Raw genomic sequence first — 22,552 nt, forward strand, 5'->3', positions numbered from 1 at the left:
ATGAAATATCAAAAATTAGAAAATCAAGAAGCCAACTGGAAATGGATTTACTTGATTAGAAAATATCGTGAAGGTGAAAATATCACGCGCTACGAAGAAAAAAGCCGACAAGAATCGGTTGTGGCAGAATTAGTAGAAAGCCAGAATTATCCTGAAAAGATTGAAAATTGGATCAAACAACATCTTTCCACGGCACTACCGATTAAATTGGATCAGGCGATTCGGGCAAGACGAAAACGTTTTTTCAATGCGGAAAAACAATCTACAAAAAAGAAATCCATTGATTTGGAATATGCGGTTTGGTTACGTCTTTCAAAATATTCACGCAAAATGAATATGACCCTTTCGGAAACTATCACTTATATGATTGATGAACGTGAAAGTAAAGCCCTATATGAAAGCCAAATGTCAGCAATGAAAAGTAGCCTTAAAAATTTATTAAACCAATAAAAAAGACAAGGCGGTAAACCTTGTCTTTTGAATTAAACTAAATAGAGAAGTTTAAGAGCGCGGTTTAATTCGCGCTCCTGTTTTTATTCCACAATTGGAATAATCTTTGTGGCATGAGATCCTTTATCGCCGTGAATCACTTCAAATTGCACTTTTTGCCCTGCTTTTAATGAACGGTATCCATCCATTTCAATCACAGAATAATGTGCAAAAATATCAGCTTCCACGCCTTCTGCGGAAATAAAACCAAATCCTTTTGCGTTATTAAACCACTTAACAATACCAATTTCCATTATTGACCTCTTAGGCTTCGCCTATACAATCATAAAACAAATAAGACGTGTGCCTTATCACCCGAATTGGCCGTTATCTTTAAATATTTTGATTTTTTATGCAACAAGCAATATTAAAAAATGTTATGGAGATCACAAAATATTTTTATTTTTCAGTATGTTTCGCTGATTTTTCATGTAATTCACGCAATTCTCTCGCCACAATTTGAATTGCTTCACCACTATTTATTCCTTTTGCCATTAATTCTTGAATTTTTTCAACCGCGCTTTGTTGTTCTTCGTGTGTTAATTGAATATCTAACATAAATCTACCAACCAAATTTTGTTATTAAATTTTGCCATTGCTCATCCAATGGTGCATGAATTGTGATTTTAACCTGCGAAATAGGATGAATAAAACATAATGTTTCCGAATGTAACAACAAACGTTTACACCCCGTATTTTCCGTCAACGCCCGATTTTGATGTAAATCGCCATATTGAGTATCGCCTAAGATAGGATGAAAAATATGCTTACAGTGTCGGCGCAACTGATGCTTTCTTCCCGTATGTGGGATTAAGCGAACCAAAGAATAGCGTGAAGTCTTATAACGCCCTGCCGGATAAGGCATTTCTATAGTTTTTAGGCATTCATAATCCGTTACCGCCTCTTGTGCAACTTTGTCTTCTTTTGCAAACTTATCGGCAATTTTATCAAGTTGAATTTTCAACGGATAATCAATTCTATTCGCCCCTTCTAAATAACCACGCAACACCGCTAAATAGGATTTTTTCACCTTTTTTTGCTCAAATTGCTGACACATCAAATTTGCAATTTCACTATTTAAGGCAAACAGCAACACACCGGATGTCGGACGATCCAAACGATGAATAGGAAATACGTGACGTCCGATTTGATCGCGTAATGTTTGCATAACAAATTGCGTTTCATGGGGATCTAACCAGCTACGGTGTACCAACATCCCGGCCGGTTTATTTACCGCAACCAGCCATTCATCTTGATATAAAATCTCTAGGATCATTGATTCTGCAATAATTTTTCCAATTCCAATAAAGGGGCAAGTAATAACGCAAGCCCATCGAATTCTTTTAATGCTTCCTCAATGTAAGGTGAAATAGCAATTTGACTCGGTAGTGGTGCTACACTTTCCAACAACGCATACATACGTGGAATAAACACCCATTGTAGCCATTCTTCGGGCGCCATCGTATCAAGTGAAAAAGGCTCTTCGCTCAAAAAAGCTTCCTGTGCCGGTGGCACGGATTGCCACAAATTCAAGCTTTGCATGATTTGTTGTAGCTGTTCAAGATGAAGTTTGGTTTGATTACGCATATCGTCCTTATAATGAATAATGGAATCTGTCGCTTAAAAAGTGGTGTATTCTACGTAAAATCACGTTGTTAGGCAAAAAAGTGCGGTCATTTTTAATCGCGAATCACTGAAAAATCTTCATCTGAGATTTCTTTATGTGCATTCACTATCACTCGCTCAACGTTTGCCGTCACAGGCCCTAACCTTAACCATTGTTCGAAACTTTCCAACTGTTCTTCACTCCCCTGTGCAATGGCTTCCACCGAACCATCATCACGATTTCGTACAAAACCTTTAATTCCTAATTTTTTTGCTTCTTTCCAAGTAAAATAACGAAATCCGACACCTTGTACACGTCCATAAATAAAAAATTGTTTTGTCATATTATCACTTCTCCCAATCTAACTCTTATTAAGTATCTTTCTTGATTTTGGTCATCATTTTATCAAGAAATGAAATTCTAAGCTTTCCAATTCTTTAAAAATACCATACTATTTTTATCGGATTTATTTAGCTTAAATGGAGTGCTTATTATGTCTTTTGCTCAACAAACCCTTAGTGAATTAGCCGTTTCAATTCCGGGTGCAACAAAAATTTTCCGTGAATATGATCTTGATTTCTGTTGTGGCGGTTCTGCCCTTTTAGACGTTGCCGTACAACAAAAAAATCTTAATCTCGCTGAGATAGAAATGCGTTTAGCAAAGTTACAACAGCAAGAAAATACGGAAAAAGATTGGTCAAATACCTCTTACAATGAATTAATCGAACATATTATTGAACGCTTTCATAATCACCATCGCGAACAACTGCCCGAGTTAATTACATTGGCGAAAAAAGTAGAAAGTGTACATAGTGATCGCGAAGATTGCCCGCTTGGTACGGCTGCACAATTAGAAAAAATCCATGCAGAATTAAGCCAGCATATTATGAAAGAAGAAAACATTCTTTTCCCAATGATTAAACTTGGCAACTACGCCATGGCTGCCATGCCAATTCCTGTAATGGAAATGGAACATGACGAAGCCGGGCAGGACCTAGAGATTTTGAAACTGCTCACAAATCACCTTACAGCACCGGAAGACGCCTGCTTTAGTTGGCATGCGCTTTATAACGGCATTAATGCCTTTATTGACGATTTAATGCACCACATTCATTTAGAGAATAATATTTTGTTCCCGCGAGTACTAAATGAAAAATAAAATACGATCAAAACTATCGGTATTATGTGGCTGTTGTACAAAGATTTAGCCGATTAAAAACGATAAAATTCCTATTGAAATTTTAATTTAATAGGAATTTTCTTATGGCAAAAAGTCATTTGATTCCATAACCGGCTAAATGTATCGTTTCCCCAAAATCGGTAAGATACAAATAAAACGATTTGCTCAATCATATTATTCTGATGATGAATGTTTTGTATTCCGTTTCGCTGTGCTGGCAAAAATAATTTTATCAGGACGATAGCTAATACTCCCATATTGAAACGGGCGACCATCCGCCAAATAAGTCGTACTGGTGACATTAACAACCATCTCATATTCCCCAAGATCCAAGGTCGTTTTTTCTTCTTCATTAGCATAACGAAAAGCAATTTTCCGTTGCGAGTGGCTAATTTTCAAACCTAATTCGCTTTCTAAATAGTGATAGATAGATTGTTCCACAATGTCACGGTTAATAAAAGGCACGATACGGCGATCAAAATAAGAAAGTTCATATTCCACATTTTCCCCATCAATTTCACGTATGCGACCTATACGGTAAAAATCAATTTGATCATTTACGTTAAAGATACGCATTAGTTTCTCTTCTCCTTGCACAATATACAAGCTCGTTAACGTTGTTTTCACTTGATGGGTTGAAGAGTAATTCAATTCTCTCAGCGTTTTAATTTCAGAAAGCATCTGAGGTTTTAATGGATCCTGTTCCAAAACGATAGAATTCCTTCCCTGTTGCTTTTGAATATAGCCGTCAATTTCCAGTAATGAAAGGGCTTTGCGAATAGTATCTTTAGAAAAACCATAGCTTTGCATTAACTCATTTTCACTGGGTAGTTCTTGGTTTTTCGTTAAATCCCCTTTGTTAATTTTACTTTTTATATCATCATAGACTTTTTTATATTTGCTCATTCTTTATTCCACGTTTCCTGTTTAGCGGATAGGATAGCATAAATCACTTAAATTTATGCGTATAAATCATGATCCATGTCACACTTTTACGTTAATGATTTTACTTTTACGTAAAAGATGTTGCGTAACACAAAATTTTAGCTAAAATTGGCAGCACTCTAGCTTCCATAAGGAAAAACTATGCTTACTCGTTCAAGTGGCATTTTAATGCACATCACCTCCTTACCTAATTCATTTGGTATCGGCAGTTTCGGGCAATCCGCCTATGATTTTGTCGATTTTTTGCTTGAAACCAAACAGACTTACTGGCAAATCCTGCCATTAACCACAACAAGTTACGGCGATTCCCCCTATCAATCTTTTTCCGCCATTGCCGGCAATCCTCATTTAATTGACCTTGATTTATTAACACAAATGGGGCTTTTAACAGAAAAAGACTACCATTCCGTTAATTTTGGCGATGATCCGACGCAAATTGATTATGAGCGTATAGCTTGTGCAAGACGCCCTATTTTAGAAACCGCGGTAAAAAACTTCGTTGCAAATGATAAGTTACAGCCTGAATTTAAAAACTTTGAAAAAAACAACCGCACTTGGTTATCGGATTACGCGGAATTTATGGCAATTAAAGAGTATTTTGGCAATCGTGCGTTGCAAGAATGGGATGACAAACAAGTTATTGCTCGAAAACCTGAGGCGTTAAAAAAATACCGCACAATGCTTGCTCCACAGATTCAATATTTTAAAGTGACACAATATTTTTTCTTCCAACAGTGGCAAGCATTGAAAGATTACGCCAACCAAAAAGGTATTAAAATTATCGGTGATATGCCGATTTATGTCTCTGCCGATAGTGTGGAAGTATGGACAAAACCGGAACTTTTTCAATTAGATGCTGAACGTCATCCACTTTTTGTGGCGGGGGTTCCTGCAGATCAGTTCAGTGCAACAGGACAACTCTGGGGTAATCCGCTTTATGATTGGGACGAACATAAAAAACAAGGCTATGCTTGGTGGATTTATCGCATTGAAGAAAGTTTTAAAATCTATGATGTGTTGCGTATCGACCATTTCAAAGGCTTTTCAGATTATTGGCAAGTTGACGGTAAGGCAGAAATTGCGAAGTACGGTAGCTGGCAACCGGGGCCGGGTTATGAACTATTCGAAGCCGTAAAACAACAATTGGGCGACTTACCGATTATTGCTGAAGATCTCGGAAATATTGATGATAAAGCGAAAAAATTATTAGCCGATTGCGGTTATCCCGGTATGAAAATTTTACAATTCGGTTTTGAAGATATTACGGGAGAAAGTTTTGACAGCCCGCATTACTGCATCCCTCATTGCATTGCCTACACAGGTACGCACGATAACGACGTACTAAACGGCTGGTATGACAGTTTAACCTCGGATCAACAACAATATGTGAATGATTATACCCATCGCAGTGCAGATGAATCTATTTGTCAGGCGGTTGTCCGTCAATTATTTGCAACAGTAAGTAATACGGCGATTGCCACTATGCAAGATATTTTAGATTTACCAACCTGCTCAAGAATGAATATTCCCTCTACCATTGGAGGAAACTGGCAATGGCGGATGCAAGAAAGCGATTTAACTCAAGATAAAAAAGATTTCTTAACGAAAATAACCACGTTATATCAAAGAGCGAATAAGGAAAAAAACAATGATTAAATTTAGTGATTTTGTGCAAACCAATGAAAAGAAGCCGCTTGAAAAATTAAACGATCAGGCTATTTATGTACAATTATTAAACTATGTAAAAACACTTTCGGCGGATAAACCAAAAAATGTAGGAAAACGGAAAGTTTATTATATTTCTGCTGAATTTTTGATTGGCAAATTATTATCTAACAACCTCATCAATCTTGGGGTATATCAAGACGTTAAAGATGAATTGGCTCGTGCCGGAAAATCATTAAGCCATATTGAAGATATTGAACCCGAACCCTCTTTAGGAAATGGCGGCTTAGGTCGTTTAGCCTCTTGTTTTATTGACTCCATGGCAACACTTGGTTTAAATGCAGAAGGTGTGGGGTTAAATTATCACTGCGGGTTATTTAAACAAGTTTTTAAACAAAATGAACAAAAAACCGAACCAAATTATTGGATCGAAAAAAATTCTTGGTTGCGCCCAACCAACGTTAGCTATGAAGTGCCGTTTAAATCTTTTACGTTGACCTCAAAATTAGATCGTATTGATATTCTGGGTTATAAAAAATCAACTAAAAATTATCTCAATTTATTTGATATAAAATCAGTGAATTATCACTTAATCAAAGATGGGATTGAGTTCGATAAAACGAACATTAAAGAAAATTTAACCTTATTTCTTTATCCGGATGATTCTGATAAAAATGGAGAATTGCTACGCATTTATCAACAATATTTTATGGTATCCAATGCGGCACAATTATTACTTGATGAAGCAATTGAGCGTGGAAGTAACATACGGGATCTTGCGAACTATGCTTATGTGCAAATTAATGATACCCACCCTTCAATGGTGATTCCGGAGCTCATTCGCCTACTCACCGAAAAACATCATCTTGAATTTTTAGATGCGGTAAAAATCGTCCGTAGTATGGTGGGTTATACCAACCACACGATCCTTTCTGAAGCCTTAGAAAAATGGCCTCTTGATTATTTAGAAGAAGTCGTTCCACATTTAGTCGTCATTATCAAAAAATTAGACAAATTGGTGCGTGCTGAACATAAGGATCCGGCGGTACAAATTATTGATAAACAGCATCGTGTACATATGGCTAATATGGATATCCATTTTTCAAACTCGGTCAATGGTGTTGCGGCATTACATACTGACATTTTGAAAAATGCGGAACTCAAAGCCTTTTATACGATCTATCCTGAAAAATTTAATAATAAAACAAACGGTATTACTTTCCGTCGTTGGTTAGAATTTTCTAACCAAGAGTTGGCAGCTTATCTAAAACAGCTTATTGGGGATAGTTATCTACAAGATGCAACACAGTTAGAAAAATTACTTACTTTTGCCGACGATAAGCAAGTTCATCAAAAACTCGCCGAAATTAAATTTAAAAATAAGTTAGCGTTAAAAACCTATCTTAAAGAAAATAAAAACATTGAATTAGACGAAAATTCAATTATTGATACGCAAATTAAACGTTTCCATGAATACAAACGCCAACAGATGAATACACTTTATGTGATTCATAAATATCTTGAGATCAAAGCAGGGAAATTACCCCAACGCAAAATTACCGTTATTTTTGGCGGTAAAGCAGCTCCTGCTTATATCATTGCACAAGATATTATTCACTTAATTCTTTGTTTATCCGAACTCATCAATCATGATCCGGAAGTAAACAAATATTTAAATGTTTATTTAGTAGAAAACTATAATGTGAGTGTGGCTGAAAAATTAATTCCAGCGACGGATATTTCAGAGCAAATCTCTCTAGCCTCAAAAGAAGCCTCTGGCACCGGTAATATGAAATTTATGCTTAACGGCGCATTAACACTGGGTACTATGGACGGTGCAAATGTTGAGATCGCAGAACTTGCGGGAGCAGAAAACATTTATACCTTTGGTAAAGATTCACAAAGTATCATTACACTTTATGAAACCGCCGGCTATGTTTCAAAAGATTACTATACCAATGATAAGTATATTAAACGTGCGGTAGATTTTATTATCAATCCGACCTTGGTGAAACTCGGTAATCCGGTGCGTTTAAAACGCCTCTATAACGAATTATTGAATAAAGACTGGTTTATGACCTTAATTGACTTCAACGCTTACGTAAAAGCTAAAGAGCAAATTTTGGCGGATTATGAAGATCAAGATAGTTGGAATAAAAAAGTCGTTCAAAATATCGCAAAAGCGGGCTTCTTCTCGTCAGATCGAACTATTGCACAATACAACGCCGATATCTGGCACTGTGAGGATTAAAGGGGGGGGCAATGAAACTACTTACCCTAAATGTACACGCTTGGTTAGAAGATAACCAAGCGGAGAAAATAGCCATTCTTGCTCAAACTATCGTAGAAAAAGGCTATGACATCATTGCGTTACAAGAAGTCAATCAACTGATGACAGCGCCACCGATTAGCCAAGCCTTAAAACGGGATAATTATGGCGTAATACTATTACGCCAAATTAACCAACAAGCCGAGCAAAAATATTCGCTGTTTTGGAGTAATTCACACATTGGCTATGATAAATATGATGAAGGTGTCGCATTCTTAACCCGACTACCCGTTTATGACGTTGATCCTTTTTATTGCAGCCGCCATCAACGCCTTGATTCCATTCTCTCACGCAAAATTCTGGGTTTAACCGTAGAGTATCAAGAGCAGCTCATAGACTGCTACTCCTGCCATATTAATTTGCCGGATTCGAAAGGCGAAGATCAACTCGACAATATTCGCACCATTATGACGCGCAGTCAGAGTAATAATCTAAAAATCCTAATGGGTGACTTCAATACCGATGCCATCACCAACCCTCAAGCCTATCAACAAATCAAAGCATTAGGTTTGCTTGATAGCTATGAAATAGCGGAACAAAAAGATTCGGGGATCACTGTGGCAAAAGCCATTGATGGTTGGCATAGCCATAGCGAAGAAAAACGTTTGGATTATATTTTTTTAAATCAAGCAAAAAGGGTTTTATCTAGTCAGGTTATTTTTAATGGTAAAAATAAACCTGTGATTTCCGATCATTTTGGCTTGGAAGTGGATGTCATTCTTTAGGAGAAAACAAATGAAAAAATTGCTAAGTTTTGAATTTTGGCAAAAATTCGGCAAATGCCTTATGGTGGTAATTGCCGTTATGCCGGCTGCCGGATTAATGGTGAGTATTGGTAACTCATTGCCTTTGTTGAGTGATGCCGAATGGGTCTTCCGCATTGGTAATATCATTGCCCAAATTGGTTGGGGGATCATCGGTAATCTACATCTCTTATTTGCCCTAGCCATTGGCGGCAGTTGGGCAAATGAGCGTGCAGGCGGAGCGTTTGCAGCAGGATTAGCCTTTATCTTAATCAACCTTGTTACCGGACATATTTTCGGTGTAAAAATTGAAATGCTGACAGATCCCAACGCGCATGTCGGCACCCTACTTGCCGGTGAAATTCCCGTCGCAAACTACTTCGTCAATATACTCGGACAACCGGCATTGAATATGGGAGTCTTTGTGGGTATCATCGCCGGCTTTGTAGGGGCAACAACATTCAATCGCTACTACAACTTCCGCAAACTACCTGAAGTGCTCACCTTCTTTAACGGCAAACGCTTCGTGCCTTTTGTTGTGATTTATCGTTCCGTATTAGTTGCATTACTCCTTGCTTTATTTTGGCCTTTAGTACAATCGGGAATCAATCATTTCGGTCAATGGATAGCCAGTTCACAAAATAGCGCCCCAATCCTTGCCCCCTTTATCTACGGTACATTAGAACGTCTTTTATTGCCTTTCGGTTTGCACCATATGCTCACTATCCCAATGAACTATACATCATTAGGCGGCACTTATGAGTTCTTAACAGGAGCGCAAAAAGGTGTGCAAGTCTTTGGACAAGATCCATTGTGGCTGGCGTGGATCTCCGACTTAATCAATTTAAAAGATACGGGTAATTTGGCTCAATATAACGAACTACTCTCAAGCGTCACACCGGCTCGTTTTAAAGTCGGGCAAATGATTGGTTCAAGCGGTATCTTGATGGGAATTACCCTAGCAATGTATGTCAATGTCGATGCAGATAAGAAAAAAATTTATAAAGGGATTTTCCTCTCTTCTGCCCTTGCCGTTTTCCTTACCGGTGTAACAGAACCGATTGAATATATGTTTATGTTCGCCGCCATGCCGCTTTATATCGTGTATGCTTTGGTTCAAGGTGCGGCATTTGCCATGGCGGATATTGTGAATTTACGGATGCATTCATTCGGTAATATTGAGTTTTTAACCCGTACACCAATGGCAATTAAAGCCGGCATTGGCATGGATGTTATCAACTTTATTTGGGTTTCTATTCTCTTTGCATTAGCTATGTTCCTGATTGCGAATTTTATGATTAAAAAATTCAACCTAGCAACGGCGGGACGCAATGGTAACTATGATGCGAAAAATGCCGATGAAAATACGTCCAACGAACCCAAAGTCGCCAACGCAAGCGCACAAGTCGTGCAAATTGTGAACTTACTTGGCGGACGCAATAATATTGCCGATGTTGATGCCTGTATGACACGCTTACGTATTACCGTGCATAATGCCGATTTAGTTGGCAATGAGGCGGGTTGGAAACAAGCCGGCGCGATGGGGATTATTATCAAAGGAACCGGCATTCAAGCCATCTACGGGCCAAAAGCCGATGTGCTGAAATCCGATATTCAAGATCTGCTTGCCTCTGGTGCTGAAATTCCGAAAGTTTAAGCCATATTCAAGCGACCAAAAAGTGCGGTTAAAATTAACCGCACTTTTTTATCATTCCGATGTGATATAAGTTAGCTTTATACAAAATGTGTAGGTGTACTGCATGCGCCTTGGAACATTAATGCAGCGTGTCCCTATAATCCGCTAAAACGTCGGTTTTATGCAACTTCGACATAATACCGAAAAACTTTTTCATTTTTGACCGCACTTTTTTATTTCCATTTCATAGAAATTAGCATAGCATAGGCAGCGAAACTTATTTTCACCATAATAAAAGGAGTAATCATGAAATTACGCACGTTTGCCTTTAGTATCGCAACACTATTAGCCAGTACGGCAAGTTTTGCCGGTGTGGTTTCCAGTTCATCAAATATCGATTTTCTAGCTATTGATGGTCAAAAAGCAAGTAAATCCCTTCTAAACAAAAATAACTCATTCAACATCAATGATAGCAACACCCATCAAGTCGTCGTGCGTGTGGGCGAAATTGTTGGTAGCGGTTCAAGCCAATCTCTATTTGAATCCAACCCAATTATTGTTACCTTTCAAGGTTCAACCGAAGATATCGTGATTTCCACTCCTAGCATTCGCACCAAAGCTGAAGCAGAAAAATTCAACGGTGCTCCTGTTATCAGCGTGAAAACAACCTCAGGTCAGGATATTCCGGCAAAAATAGATACGTTAAAACAAGAAGGTTTGTTTCCATCGGCGAATATTGTGAGTGATCTAGCAAACTATAACGCTTCGGGTGCAACCGCAGCAGTTCCGGCACTGGCTACGGCAAGTATGCAACCAATGATGGGGGCGATGCCTGCTACAAACGGTAAAGCAACCAAGGGTAAAGTCGTTGTTCAAGGTGAAAATGTTGCGGAACAACAATTGCAATATTGGTTCCAACAAGCGGATAAAGAAACCCAAACCCGTTTCTTAAATTGGGCAAAATCCCATAAATAATGACCGCACTTTATAACGGAGAGTGAGCTATCAAGCTCACTTTTCTATTTTGATAAGGATTCAAAATGAATAACTGGTTAAACGCAAAAGTCATCGCTTCCATTCCAATATTTATTAGCGTGAATCTCGCCGCTTTCGGTGTTTGGTTCTTTGATATTTCCAGTCAATCCATGCCATTAATTTTGGGAATTATTTCAGGTGGATTAGTGGACTTGGATAACCGTTTAACCGGTCGTTTAAAAAATATTTTTTACACATTAGTTGCCTTTGCCATTTCTTCTTTTGTAGTGCAGCTCAATATCGGCAAACCGATTCAATACATTGCATTAATTACTTCGCTTACCTTCATTTTTACTATGATAGGGGCTGTTGGACAACGTTACAGTACCATTGCTTTCGGTGCACTTGTTGTCGCGCTCTATACAACGCTCACTCATGATCCCAATGACACAGAAAGTTGGTTTATTAAAACAACACTGATTTTGCTCGGTACGCTACTTTATAGTGTGATAACCCTAATCGTTCATCTTTTTTTCCCAAATCGCCCCGTACAAGAAAGTGTTGCTAAAGCCTTTTGCTCCTTAGGGGAATATTTAGATGCCAAATCAATGTTTTTCGATCCCGATGAAATTGATGAAATCGAGAAAAAACACCTCAATTTCGCCCTCAAAAATGCCAACGTCATAAATGCGTTTAACCTTGCCCGAACCGCACTTTTTTATCGTATTCGAGGGCAACACCGACATATCCGCACACAAAAAATGGTTCGCTATTATTTTGCCGCACAAGAAATCCACGAGCGTGCCAATTCCACCCATTTTGATTATCAACAAATTGCCGAAAAACTTAAAAATACGGATCTGATTTTCCGTATTCAACGATTATTGGAATTACAAGCCCAATCCTGTCAAGAAATTAAGCAAAGTTTACGTCATAACCGCCCTTATCATTATAACCAACGGGTAGAAAAAGCCCTCCTCGGCACCTTACAATCTTTTGAGCTGTATCGTCAAAAATACCCCGATGACAAAGATCTGATTATTCATATTCAAGGGTTATTGGATAATTTGCAAAATATTAATTGGCAAATGAATCAATTAGAACAAGAGTCCAACATCAATGAGCCGCTTGCGCAAATTCATACCGTGCAAGTAACGGGGCTAAAGAATATTCTTTCCACTATTGCCGGACACTTTACCTTTGAATCGCAATTATTCCGTCATGCCGTGCGCTTATCTATTGTCGTTTTCCTTTGCTGTGTCATTGTGGATTTTTTCCAATTCAATCTCGGTTATTGGATCTTACTCACGGCAATTTTTGTTTGCCAGCCCAATTACTCCGCAACTAAAGCACGACTACGCCAACGTATTATCGGCACAATCTTAGGTGTAATTGTGGGGCTACTATTGCCTTATTTAAATCCGACCCTTGAATTAAAACTCGGCCTAATTGTGCTAACCAGTACACTATTTTTCTTCTTTCGCAGTAATAATTACAGTTTTTCAACTTTTTTCATTACCCTACAAGTATTATTAGGCTTTGATATCATGGGCTTCAGCACAGAAACCGCGCTGATTCCCCGTGTACTCGATACCTTACTTGGTTCGGCTATCGCTTGGTTTGGTGTCTCTTATTTATGGCCGGATTGGAAATACTTACAACTTGATAAAGTCAGCCGACTTGCTATCAAAAGTGATGCACAATATTTGTTACATATCACCAGTCAGTTACAATTTAGCAAAAGCGATGATCTTAAATATCGCATTGCCCGCCGTAATGCACACGAATACAACGCCGCACTGAGTACAACCATTTCCAATATGAACAGTGAACCGATGAAATATCAAGCACATTTGCAAGAAGGCTTTGATTTACTCAAAATCAATTATTCTTTATTAAGCTATATCTCTGCACTTGGCTCATACCGCTATAAAATGCGCGAATTACAACAAACCACCGGTTTTCTATCGGTCTTTTATCCAGCAGCCAAAAAAATTATTTACGCCCTTGAAAACATCGAAAAACTCACGCCTGAGGTTTTTGCTAAATTATTTGAAAATATTGAATCCAGTTTGAAAGAGATTCACGTATCTGAAAGTACGGCATTTGTACTCCCATATCAGCAGTTAAATCTAATCGCACAACTATTGCCGCAAATTTATAGTTACTTTCATAAAACATCCAATCATGACTTAAACCATGGAGATTAATAAAAAATTGGATTTTTTAACCGCACTTTACGGTAAAAACCGAGTATTACAATAAAACAAGGCGAATTGTCACCTTATGTCATCATTTAAAGGCATTGAAATCATACCTTTTTAAAATTAACCACACTTATTTTTGGGTAGGATTCTACCCTAAATTTCCTATTGTTCTTCCGCCCATAAATAGGGATAATAACGCCCTATTTAAAAGGCAGGCAGTGATGACACATTATATTTTATTAATTATTGGTACCGCATTGATTAACAACTTCGTCCTAGTGAAGTTTCTTGGGCTTTGTCCCTTTATGGGCGTATCAAAAAAAATTGAAACCGCAATCGGCATGGGCTTAGCAACCATGTTCGTTTTAACCGTTGCCTCACTCTCTGCTTATTTGGTCGATCACTATATTTTATTACCTTTAAATGCAACTTTTTTACGAACCTTTGTGTTTATTCTGGTGATTGCCGTTGTGGTTCAATTTACCGAAATGGCTATTAATAAAACCAGCCCGACACTTTATCGGCTGCTTGGTATTTTTTTACCGCTGATCACAACAAACTGTGCCGTTCTAGGTGTGGCATTACTCAATGTCAATCTTGCCCATAACTTAACCGGATCAGTCCTCTATGGCTTTGGAGCATCACTAGGCTTTTCCTTAGTATTAGTTTTATTTGCCGCATTACGTGAACGCTTAGTGGCGGCAGATGTACCCAATACATTTCAGGGTGCATCCATTGCATTAATCACGGCGGGTTTAATGTCACTTGCCTTTATGGGATTCACAGGGCTCGTTAAGTAACACTCATCGTTAATTATGATCTACTTTTTAATGGCTGTTACCGTGTTAATTTTACTTATCGGGCTCTATCAAAAATTTTCAGGGAAAATGAAGAAATAATGACTATTCTACTTATTGTCATCAGTCTGCTTGCGCTCATTTTCGGTGCTATTTTGGGATTTGCTTCCTTAAAACTAAAAGTGGAAGCCGATCCTATTGTGGAAAAAATTGATGCCATATTACCGCAAAGCCAATGCGGTCAATGCGGTTATCCCGGCTGCAAACCCTATGCGGAAGCAGTTTGCAATGGTGATTCAATTACCAAATGTGTTCCGGGCGGGCGGGACACCATAGTAAAAATTGCAGAGATTCTAGGTGTTGACGTGCCGGCAGTTGATGGCATGGAAGAACCGGTCGAAACCGTGGCGTTTATTGATGAAAATATGTGTATTGGCTGCACCAAATGTATTCAAGCCTGTCCGGTCGATGCCATTATTGGGACAAATAAAATGATGCACACTATTATTCCCGATCTTTGCACCGGCTGTGAACTTTGTGTCGCACCTTGCCCGACAGATTGCATCTCAATGATTCCGGTAAAAAAAGGTATTGATAGTTGGGATTGGAAATTTGACGCAAAGCTGGTTATTCCGGTGGTGAATGTGAACGGTAGCGAAAAAAAAATGGGTTGTGGGGGAATAAATGGCGGACGTTTTATCTCGTTTTAATTCCGGTAAACTATGGGATTTCAAAGGGGGAATTCATCCTCCGGAAATGAAAGATCAATCTAACCATCAACCGATCAGAATACTTCCTTTAAGCAAGGATTTTTATATTCCGCTCAAACAACACTCAGGTCAGGCGGGTAATATTTTAGTGAGCGTCGGTGATTATGTTTTAAAAGGACAAGCCTTAACGCAAGGTGACGGTTTACGCGTACTCCCCGTTCATGCTCCGACATCCGGCACAATTAAAAATATTACCCCCTATGTCGCCGCACATCCTTCCGGGCTTGATGAAATGACTATTTATTTACAGGCTGACGGTTTGGATCAACATATTGAACAACACCCGATTGAAGATTTTCTTCACCTCACTGCGGAACAACTTATCGAAAAAATTTATCTTGCCGGCATTGCGGGCTTGGGAGGCGCCGTATTCCCTACCGCCGCCAAGATCCAATCAGCGGATAAAAAAGTCAAATTATTGATTATTAACGGTGCGGAATGTGAACCTTACATCACCTGTGATGATCGCCTAATGCGTGAACATGCCGATGAAATTATTGAAGGCGTGCGTATTTTACGCTATATCCTACGCCCTGAAAAAGTGGTTATCGCCATTGAAGATAACAAACCTAACGCCATTGAAGCAATTAATGCGGCGCTACACGGCGCAAATGATATTGATATACGCGTAATCCCAACGAAATACCCGTCCGGCGCAGCAAAACAACTCATTTATTTACTCACCGGTATGGAAGTGCCAAGCGGCTCACGCTCCTCCGATATTGGCGTTTTAATGCACAACGTGGGAACCGCTTTTGCGATAAAAAGAGCGGTCATCAATGACGAACCTTTAATTGAACGCGTAGTTACATTAACCGGCGATAAAATTCAAGAAAAAGGGAATTATTGGGTACGTCTAGGCACGCCAATCTATCACGCATTAACTCATACGGGTTATCAATTTGACGAACGTTTCCCTGTGTTTGTCGGCGGTCCAATGATGGGCTTGGAGCTACCGAATTTAAATGCACCGGTCACCAAAATCGTTAATTGCTTACTTGCGCCGGATCATTTTGAATATACCGAACCGGAGCCGGAACAAGCCTGTATTCGCTGCTCAAGCTGCTCGGACGCTTGTCCGGTAAATTTAATGCCACAGCAACTTTACTGGTTCGCACGCAGTGAAGATCACACAAAATCGGAAGAATATGCTTTAAAAGATTGTATTGAATGTGGCGTATGTGCTTATGTTTGCCCGAGCCATATCCCGCTTATTCAATATTTCCGCCAAGAAAAAGCAAAAATTTGGCAAATAAAAGAGAAACAGAAAAAAGCGGAAGAAGCAAAAATTCGCTTTGAAGCGAAACAAGCACGTATGGAACGTGAAGAACAGGAACGTAAAGCCCGTTCTCAACGCGCAGCTGAAGCCCGTCGCGAAGAATTAGCCAAAACCAAAGGCGAAGATCCGGTAAAAGCAGCATTAGCACGCCTCAAAGCGAAAAAAGCCGCTTCAGAAGAAATAACTCAGCAGAAAACATTAACAACAGAAAAAGGCGAAATTTTACCGGATAATAGCGATATGACGGCATTGCGTAAAGCACGTCGTCTAGCCCGCCAACAAACGGAAATAAAAACAGAAAATCTTGAAAATAATAGCGAAGAAACAGCCTCAGCAAATCCGAAAAAAGCTACCGTAGCTGCCGCTATTGCCCGCGCAAAAGCCAAAAAATTGGCTCAAACTAACCATGATAGCGATATAACAACGGAAAATGCGGAGCAAAAAACAGACGAAAAACCAACCGCACTTGATCCGAAAAAAGCCGCTGTGGCTGCCGCTATCGCCCGTGCGAAAGCCAAGAAATTGGCTCAGGCTAACCATAATGGTGATATAACAACGGAAAATGTGGAACAAGAAACAGGCGAAAAACCAACCGCACTTGATCCAAAAAAAGCGACTGTGGCTGCCGCTATTGCCCGCGCAAAAGCCAAAAAATTGGCTCAAACTAACCATGATAGCGATATAACAACGGAAAATGCGGAGCAAAAAACAGACGAAAAACCAACCGCACTTGATCCGAAAAAAGCCGCTGTGGCTGCCGCTATCGCCCGTGCGAAAGCCAAGAAATTGGCTCAGACTAACCATGATAGCGATATAGCAACGGAAAATGCGGAGCAAAAAACGGACGAAAAACCAACCGCACTTGATCCGAAAAAAGCCGCTGTGGCTGCCGCTATTGCCCGTGCGAAAGCCAAGAAATTGGCTCAAACTAACCATGATGGTGATATAACAACGGAAAGTGTGGAACAAAAAACAGACGAAAAACCAACCGCACTTGCTCCAAAAAAAGCGGCTGTGGCTGCCGCTATTGCCCGTGCGAAAGCCAAAAAATTGGCTCAGACTAACCATGATAGCGATATAACAACGGAAAATGCGGAACAAGAAACAGGCGAAAAACCAACCGCACTTGATCCGAAAAAAGCCGCTGTGGCTGCTGCAATTGCCCGTGCGAAAGCCAAGAAATTGGCTCAAGCCCAACAGAAATCAGATAATGCACAGGAATAAACAATGTTTAAAATGGTCAGTTCTCCTCACTCACATTCAGGGAAGTTAACAGCTCGTATTATGCTTTGGGTCATCTTAGCCATGATGCCGGCTCTATTTACACAAATTTATTATTTTGGTTTCGGTGTACTCATTCAATCGGTATTAGCGATCATTGTGGCGTTACTTGCTGAATTGTTAGCAATGAAATTACGCGGTAAAAAGCCGTTATCCTATCTTTCCGATTTCAGCGTAGTTCTAACCGCCTTGATTTTAGCCGTGGCAATTCCTCCCTATGCCCCTTATTGGATTATTATTATCGGTACACTTTGTGCGGTACTACTGGGTAAACATGTGTATGGCGGATTAGGGCAAAACCCCTTTAATCCGGCAATGATTGGCTATGTCGTATTATTAATTTCGTTCCCATTACAAATGACTACTTGGATACCGCCAATTCATTTATTGCAGGAACCGCCTACACTCTCCGATGCTGTCGCATTAATTTTTTCCGGCTTAACCACCGATGGATTTTCCTTGCCACAACTTACCCATAGTATTGACGGCATCACGCAGGCTACACCGTTAGACAGTGCAAAAATCTTTTATTCTAATCACAAAGAATTAACGGATTTCTATGGACTGATTAAAATGCCAATTTTTATGGGGAACGGTACGGACTTTGCACAGGGGTGGTGGCAAGTCAATCTTGCTTTTTTACTCGGCGGCGTATTTTTAATCTTAAAACGCACCATTCATTGGCAAATCCCCGTAGCAATGCTCACCACATTTTTTTGCTTGGCAACCATTACCGCCATAACGGGGGGGACACATTTAAGTGCGGTGAGCCAAATGTTCAGCGGTGCAATGATGTTTGGCGCATTTTTTATTGCGACCGATCCGGTTACAGCCTCCATTACACCGCGTGGAAAAATCGTATTTGGCGCATTAGTAGGACTTCTCACCTATCTTATCCGCTATCACGGCAATTACCCTGACGGCGTTGCATTTGCGATTTTATTAAGTAATATCTGCGTTCCTCTCATCGACCATTACACCCGCCCTCGTGTTGCGGGCTACGGCATAAAAGGGAGAAAAAACTAATGGGCATTATTAAAACTACTTCTCAATATGGCGTGATTTTAGGCTTTATTGCGCTACTTTGTAGTGCTATTTCATCCGGCATTTTTTTTCTGACAAAAGGTAAAATTGATGAAGCCATGGCGGCACAACAACGGGAACTCCTGCTCCAAGTAATCCCACAAAGCTATTTTGATAATAATTTGCTAGAAAGTGCGGTGACGCCAAAGTCAGAAAATTTAGCCGGTATTCAAAAAGTTTATTTCGCAAAGAAAGACCATCATCTTTCAGCCTATGTCTATGAAACAACCGCACCGGACGGCTATTCCGGCGATATTCGCTTACTTGTCGGTTTAACGCCTGAGGGCAACGTGTTAGGCGTACGGGTGATCGAGCATCATGAAACACCGGGGTTAGGCGATAAAATCGAACTCCGTATTTCCAAGTGGATTTTATCTTTCGATCATCAGTCTATTAATGAAACTAATTTAACCGATTGGGCGGTCAAAAAAGACGGCGGAAAATTTGATCAATTCTCCGGAGCAACCATTACTCCCCGCGCCATTGTAAATCAAGTAAAACGTTCGGCCCTAACCATGCTTAACAATCAGGCAACATTGCAACAGCTTGCGATTCAAGAAAGGGAATAATATGACAAATTTAACGGAAAAAACCACCGCACTTGAAGAAGCGCTACCTCAAAACAACGTTAAGGATCAGACGGAAAAATCCGTATGGCGGGAAATTTTTATACAAGGTATTTGGAAAAATAATCCGGCAATCGTGCAGCTATTAGGGCTTTGTCCTTTATTGGCAGTTTCCAGCACTGCGACCAATGCTCTCGGTTTAGGGCTTGCAACCATGCTGGTTTTAATCTGCACCAATACGGTCATTTCGCTCTTTCGCAAACAAATTCCTCACGAAATTCGCATTCCTATTTATGTGATGATCATTGCAACGACAGTCACCGTGGTGCAATTATTAATGAATGCTTATACCTACAGATTGTATCAATCTCTTGGCATTTTTATTCCACTGATTGTGACAAACTGTATTGTCATTGGTCGAGCTGAAGCCTTTGCGTCCAAAAATAATCTTTTACAGTCTATTTGGGACGGTTTCTCGATGGGGTTCGGTATGGCTTTAAGCCTTACTATGCTTGGCGCACTCCGTGAAATTTTCGGGCAAGGGACGATTTTTGAAGGTATCGAAAATCTTTTTGGCGAACAAGCAAAATTTCTCACTTTCCATATTTACCAAACGGATAGCAGCTTTTTACTCTTCATCCTGCCGCCGGGTGCATTTATTGGATTGGGATTACTCCTTGCCCTAAAAAATAGAATTGATAACCGAAGAAAAATATAGATTGAACACACACTTAATCTTCCCCGTGTAAATCGCCCGACCAACTTGGCATTTTTAGGAAAATTTGTATTGTTTGAGCCAACGGCGAGTTTACAAATTTTCCGTAAAGAAATGACAACAAAGGTCGGAAAAGCGATTTAATCGGGGTGTGTTCTTTGCTACTTTCTTGCACAGCAAGAAAGTAGAAGGAAATAAAATTATGAATCAGAAAAAAAGAATTGAAATATTAACCCGACTACGGGATCAAAATCCCCACCCGACTACCGAATTGCAGTATAATTCGCCCTTCGAATTATTAATCGCGGTGATTTTATCGGCGCAAGCCACTGATAAAGGGGTAAATAAAGCGACAGAAAAACTTTTTCCCGTTGCCAATACTCCACAAGCGATTTTAGATCTGGGCTTGGATGGCTTAAAAAGCTACATTAAAACGATCGGACTTTATAATAGTAAAGCAGAAAACATCATTAAAACCTGCCGCGATCTCATTGAAAAACACAACGGTGAAATACCGGAAAATCGTGAAGCCTTAGAAGCTCTTGCCGGCGTTGGACGAAAAACTGCGAATGTGGTATTAAATACCGCCTTTGGTCACCCCACTATTGCAGTCGATACCCATATATTTCGCGTATGCAATCGCACTAATTTTGCACCGGGTAAAGATGTTGTCAAAGTGGAAGAAAAACTCTTAAAAGTGGTGCCCGATGAATTTAAAGTAGATGTGCATCACTGGCTGATCTTACACGGTCGTTACACTTGTGTTGCCAGAAAGCCCCGTTGCGGTTCCTGTATTATTGAGGATCTCTGCGAATATAAAGAAAAAACCGAATATTAAAAACAACTCATTTTTTGACCGCACTTTTATTAATAGGAAAGACAATGACAACAAATAAACAACAACGTCAAACTTGGTCTAGCCGACTGACTTATGTAATGACCGTTGCCGGCGCAACCGTTGGTTTCGGTGCAACTTGGCGATTCCCTTATCTTGTCGGAGAAAATGGCGGCGGCGCTTACGTACTGCTTTTTTGTCTTGCCATGATTGTAATCGGAATTCCAATGATTTTAGTGGAAAATGTAATAGGTCGCCGTTTACGAGTAAACTCCATTGATGCTTTTGGCGATAAAATTCTAGATAAAGGCAAACATATTTCAAAACATTGGAAGATCATCGGTTATATGGGGTTGCTCGGGGCATTTGGTATTATGGCTTATTATATGGTACTGGGTGGCTGGGTTATTTCTTATATCCTAAACTTAATCAACGGTACTCTTGATATTTCAACCCCCATTACAAAAGATGTCGCCAAAAACTTCTATGATCTTCATATTGGCAACAGCCCTTATGAAATTATGTTTTACACCTTCCTTTTTGTCATCGTCAATTACATTATTTTGGCAAAAGGTATCATTGGCGGTATTGAACGTTCGGTCAAATATTTAATGCCGTTACTGTTTATTTTCTTGATCGGTATGGTGATCCGCAATATTACCTTGCCGGGTGCAATGGAAGGGATTACTTTCTATTTAAAACCGGATTTCAGTAAGATTACTCCTCAACTTTTCATTTTTGTATTAGGACAAGTCTTCTTTGCTTTGAGCCTTGGCTTTGGTGTTTTAATTACCCTTTCAAGCTATCTTAATAAGGAAGAAAACCTCATTCACACAGCTGTCATTACCGGTTTTACCAATACCATAATTGCGGTACTTGCCGGTTTTATGATCTTTCCTTCATTATTCACTTTTGGTATCGAACCCAATGCCGGCCCAACTTTAGTCTTCCAAAGTTTACCGATTGTTTTCTCCCATTTATGGGCGGGAAAATTCTTTGCCATCATTTTCTTTAGCTTATTATTAATTGCAGCCCTCACGACTTCTATTACTATTTACGAAGTCATTATTACCGCATTACAAGAAAAACTTCGTATGCGCCGTAGCAAAGCAATCATTTTAACCCTAGGAGGGATTTTTCTTGCGGGCAACATTCCGGCCATTCTAGGCGATAATCTTTGGAAAGACGTTACTATTTTCGGTAAAAGTATTTTTGATTTCTATGATTATGCGAGTGGCAATATTTTATTTATGCTCACCGCATTAGGCTGCGCAATTTTCGTTGGTTTTGTATTAAAAGATGAAGCCAAAAAAGAGCTCTCTCAAACACCTGATTCGACCTTCACCAAAATTTGGTTTAACTATGTAAAATTTGTTGTACCTGTGATTATTATCGTGATTTTCATCAGTAACTTATTTTAATCCATAAAAAAACCGAGCCAATGCTCGGTT

General features: G+C 39.5%; 22 protein-coding genes. 16 read left to right on the forward strand and 6 right to left on the reverse strand.

Features of this window, described 5'->3' with window-relative positions; all coding sequences use genetic code 11:
* Positions 1–450: a macrodomain Ter protein MatP gene (gene matP, locus FEE42_RS02710; RefSeq protein ID WP_059366433.1), complete on the forward strand. Its 450-nt coding sequence runs from the start codon at positions 1–3 to the stop codon at positions 448–450.
* Between the two features lie 83 nt (positions 451–533).
* Here the strand turns inward: matP and cspD are convergent, their stop codons facing one another.
* The 5 genes from cspD to FEE42_RS02735 all read right to left on the reverse strand — a co-directional run bounded on the left by cspD (position 534) and on the right by FEE42_RS02735 (position 2,438).
* Positions 534–743, reverse strand: coding sequence for a cold shock domain-containing protein CspD (cspD, locus tag FEE42_RS02715; RefSeq protein WP_018355702.1), 210 nt, complete (start codon positions 741–743; stop codon positions 534–536).
* Positions 744–888: 145 nt separating this feature from the next.
* Positions 889–1,047, reverse strand: coding sequence for a YoaH family protein (locus tag FEE42_RS02720; protein WP_077582544.1), 159 nt, complete (start codon positions 1,045–1,047; stop codon positions 889–891).
* A gap of 4 nt (positions 1,048–1,051) precedes the next feature.
* A complete protein-coding gene (truC, locus tag FEE42_RS02725; protein WP_164028802.1) occupies positions 1,052–1,762 on the reverse strand; it encodes a tRNA pseudouridine(65) synthase TruC in 711 nt (236 codons plus the stop codon).
* Positions 1,762–2,076, reverse strand: a complete 315-nt coding sequence (locus FEE42_RS02730; protein WP_059366434.1) for a YqcC family protein — start codon at positions 2,074–2,076, stop codon at positions 1,762–1,764. The genes truC and FEE42_RS02730 overlap by 1 nt, the downstream gene beginning before the upstream one ends.
* Positions 2,077–2,168: 92 nt before the next feature.
* Entirely contained in the window at positions 2,169–2,438 is a 270-nt protein-coding gene (locus tag FEE42_RS02735; protein WP_059366435.1) for an acylphosphatase, read from the reverse strand.
* A gap of 150 nt (positions 2,439–2,588) precedes the next feature.
* On the opposite strand from FEE42_RS02735, the gene ytfE reads away from it, so the two are divergent.
* Complete coding sequence (gene ytfE, locus FEE42_RS02740) at positions 2,589–3,254, forward strand: iron-sulfur cluster repair protein YtfE (protein WP_059366437.1); 666 nt, start codon at positions 2,589–2,591, stop codon at positions 3,252–3,254.
* A 195-nt stretch (positions 3,255–3,449) separates the two neighbouring features.
* Here ytfE and FEE42_RS02745 read toward each other — a convergent pair whose 3' ends face one another.
* Complete coding sequence (locus FEE42_RS02745) at positions 3,450–4,181, reverse strand: GntR family transcriptional regulator (protein ID WP_059366440.1); 732 nt, start codon at positions 4,179–4,181, stop codon at positions 3,450–3,452.
* 180 nt (positions 4,182–4,361) lie between these two features.
* On the opposite strand from FEE42_RS02745, the gene malQ reads away from it, so the two are divergent.
* The 14 genes from malQ (at position 4,362) to FEE42_RS02815 (ending at position 22,522) form a co-directional block, all read left to right on the forward strand.
* Entirely contained in the window at positions 4,362–5,876 is a 1,515-nt protein-coding gene (malQ, locus tag FEE42_RS02750; protein WP_164027659.1) for a 4-alpha-glucanotransferase, read from the forward strand.
* Positions 5,869–8,136, forward strand: coding sequence for a glycogen/starch/alpha-glucan family phosphorylase (glgP, locus tag FEE42_RS02755; RefSeq protein ID WP_237184463.1), 2,268 nt, complete (start codon positions 5,869–5,871; stop codon positions 8,134–8,136). Before malQ ends, glgP begins: the two co-directional genes overlap by 8 nt.
* A gap of 11 nt (positions 8,137–8,147) precedes the next feature.
* Positions 8,148–8,939: an endonuclease/exonuclease/phosphatase family protein gene (locus FEE42_RS02760; RefSeq protein ID WP_164027660.1), complete on the forward strand. Its 792-nt coding sequence runs from the start codon at positions 8,148–8,150 to the stop codon at positions 8,937–8,939.
* Positions 8,940–8,949: 10 nt separating this feature from the next.
* Positions 8,950–10,614: a PTS transporter subunit IIBC gene (locus FEE42_RS02765; protein WP_164027661.1), complete on the forward strand. Its 1,665-nt coding sequence runs from the start codon at positions 8,950–8,952 to the stop codon at positions 10,612–10,614.
* A 285-nt stretch (positions 10,615–10,899) separates the two neighbouring features.
* The gene (locus FEE42_RS02770; protein ID WP_077582535.1) at positions 10,900–11,568 is read left to right on the forward strand and encodes a curli polymerization inhibitor CsgI-related protein; all 669 of its coding nucleotides are present in this window, start codon (positions 10,900–10,902) and stop codon (positions 11,566–11,568) included.
* Between the two features lie 65 nt (positions 11,569–11,633).
* Positions 11,634–13,778 carry a YccS family putative transporter gene (yccS, locus tag FEE42_RS02775; protein WP_164027662.1) on the forward strand — a complete coding sequence of 715 codons (2,145 nt, stop codon included), beginning with the start codon at positions 11,634–11,636 and terminating at the stop codon, positions 13,776–13,778.
* 218 nt (positions 13,779–13,996) lie between these two features.
* Complete coding sequence (gene rsxA, locus FEE42_RS02780) at positions 13,997–14,575, forward strand: electron transport complex subunit RsxA (protein ID WP_164027663.1); 579 nt, start codon at positions 13,997–13,999, stop codon at positions 14,573–14,575.
* Between the two features lie 98 nt (positions 14,576–14,673).
* A complete protein-coding gene (gene rsxB / locus FEE42_RS02785; RefSeq protein ID WP_164027664.1) occupies positions 14,674–15,282 on the forward strand; it encodes an electron transport complex subunit RsxB in 609 nt (202 codons plus the stop codon).
* The gene (gene rsxC, locus FEE42_RS02790; protein WP_164027665.1) at positions 15,257–17,845 is read left to right on the forward strand and encodes an electron transport complex subunit RsxC; all 2,589 of its coding nucleotides are present in this window, start codon (positions 15,257–15,259) and stop codon (positions 17,843–17,845) included. Before rsxB ends, rsxC begins: the two co-directional genes overlap by 26 nt.
* Positions 17,846–17,848: 3 nt before the next feature.
* A complete protein-coding gene (gene rsxD / locus FEE42_RS02795) occupies positions 17,849–18,928 on the forward strand; it encodes an electron transport complex subunit RsxD (protein WP_135968651.1) in 1,080 nt (359 codons plus the stop codon).
* Complete coding sequence (gene rsxG, locus FEE42_RS02800; RefSeq protein ID WP_135968652.1) at positions 18,928–19,554, forward strand: electron transport complex subunit RsxG; 627 nt, start codon at positions 18,928–18,930, stop codon at positions 19,552–19,554. Before rsxD ends, rsxG begins: the two co-directional genes overlap by 1 nt.
* Before the next feature lies 1 nt (position 19,555).
* The gene (locus FEE42_RS02805) at positions 19,556–20,269 is read left to right on the forward strand and encodes an electron transport complex subunit E (RefSeq protein ID WP_059366462.1); all 714 of its coding nucleotides are present in this window, start codon (positions 19,556–19,558) and stop codon (positions 20,267–20,269) included.
* A 199-nt stretch (positions 20,270–20,468) separates the two neighbouring features.
* Positions 20,469–21,104, forward strand: coding sequence for an endonuclease III (gene nth / locus FEE42_RS02810; RefSeq protein WP_135968654.1), 636 nt, complete (start codon positions 20,469–20,471; stop codon positions 21,102–21,104).
* Positions 21,105–21,148: 44 nt separating this feature from the next.
* Complete coding sequence (locus tag FEE42_RS02815; RefSeq protein ID WP_059366465.1) at positions 21,149–22,522, forward strand: sodium-dependent transporter; 1,374 nt, start codon at positions 21,149–21,151, stop codon at positions 22,520–22,522.
* Positions 22,523–22,552 lie beyond the last annotated feature (30 nt).

Origin of the sequence: Rodentibacter caecimuris (genome assembly GCF_010587025.1) — a bacterium.
GTDB lineage: Bacteria > Pseudomonadota > Gammaproteobacteria > Enterobacterales > Pasteurellaceae > Rodentibacter > Rodentibacter caecimuris.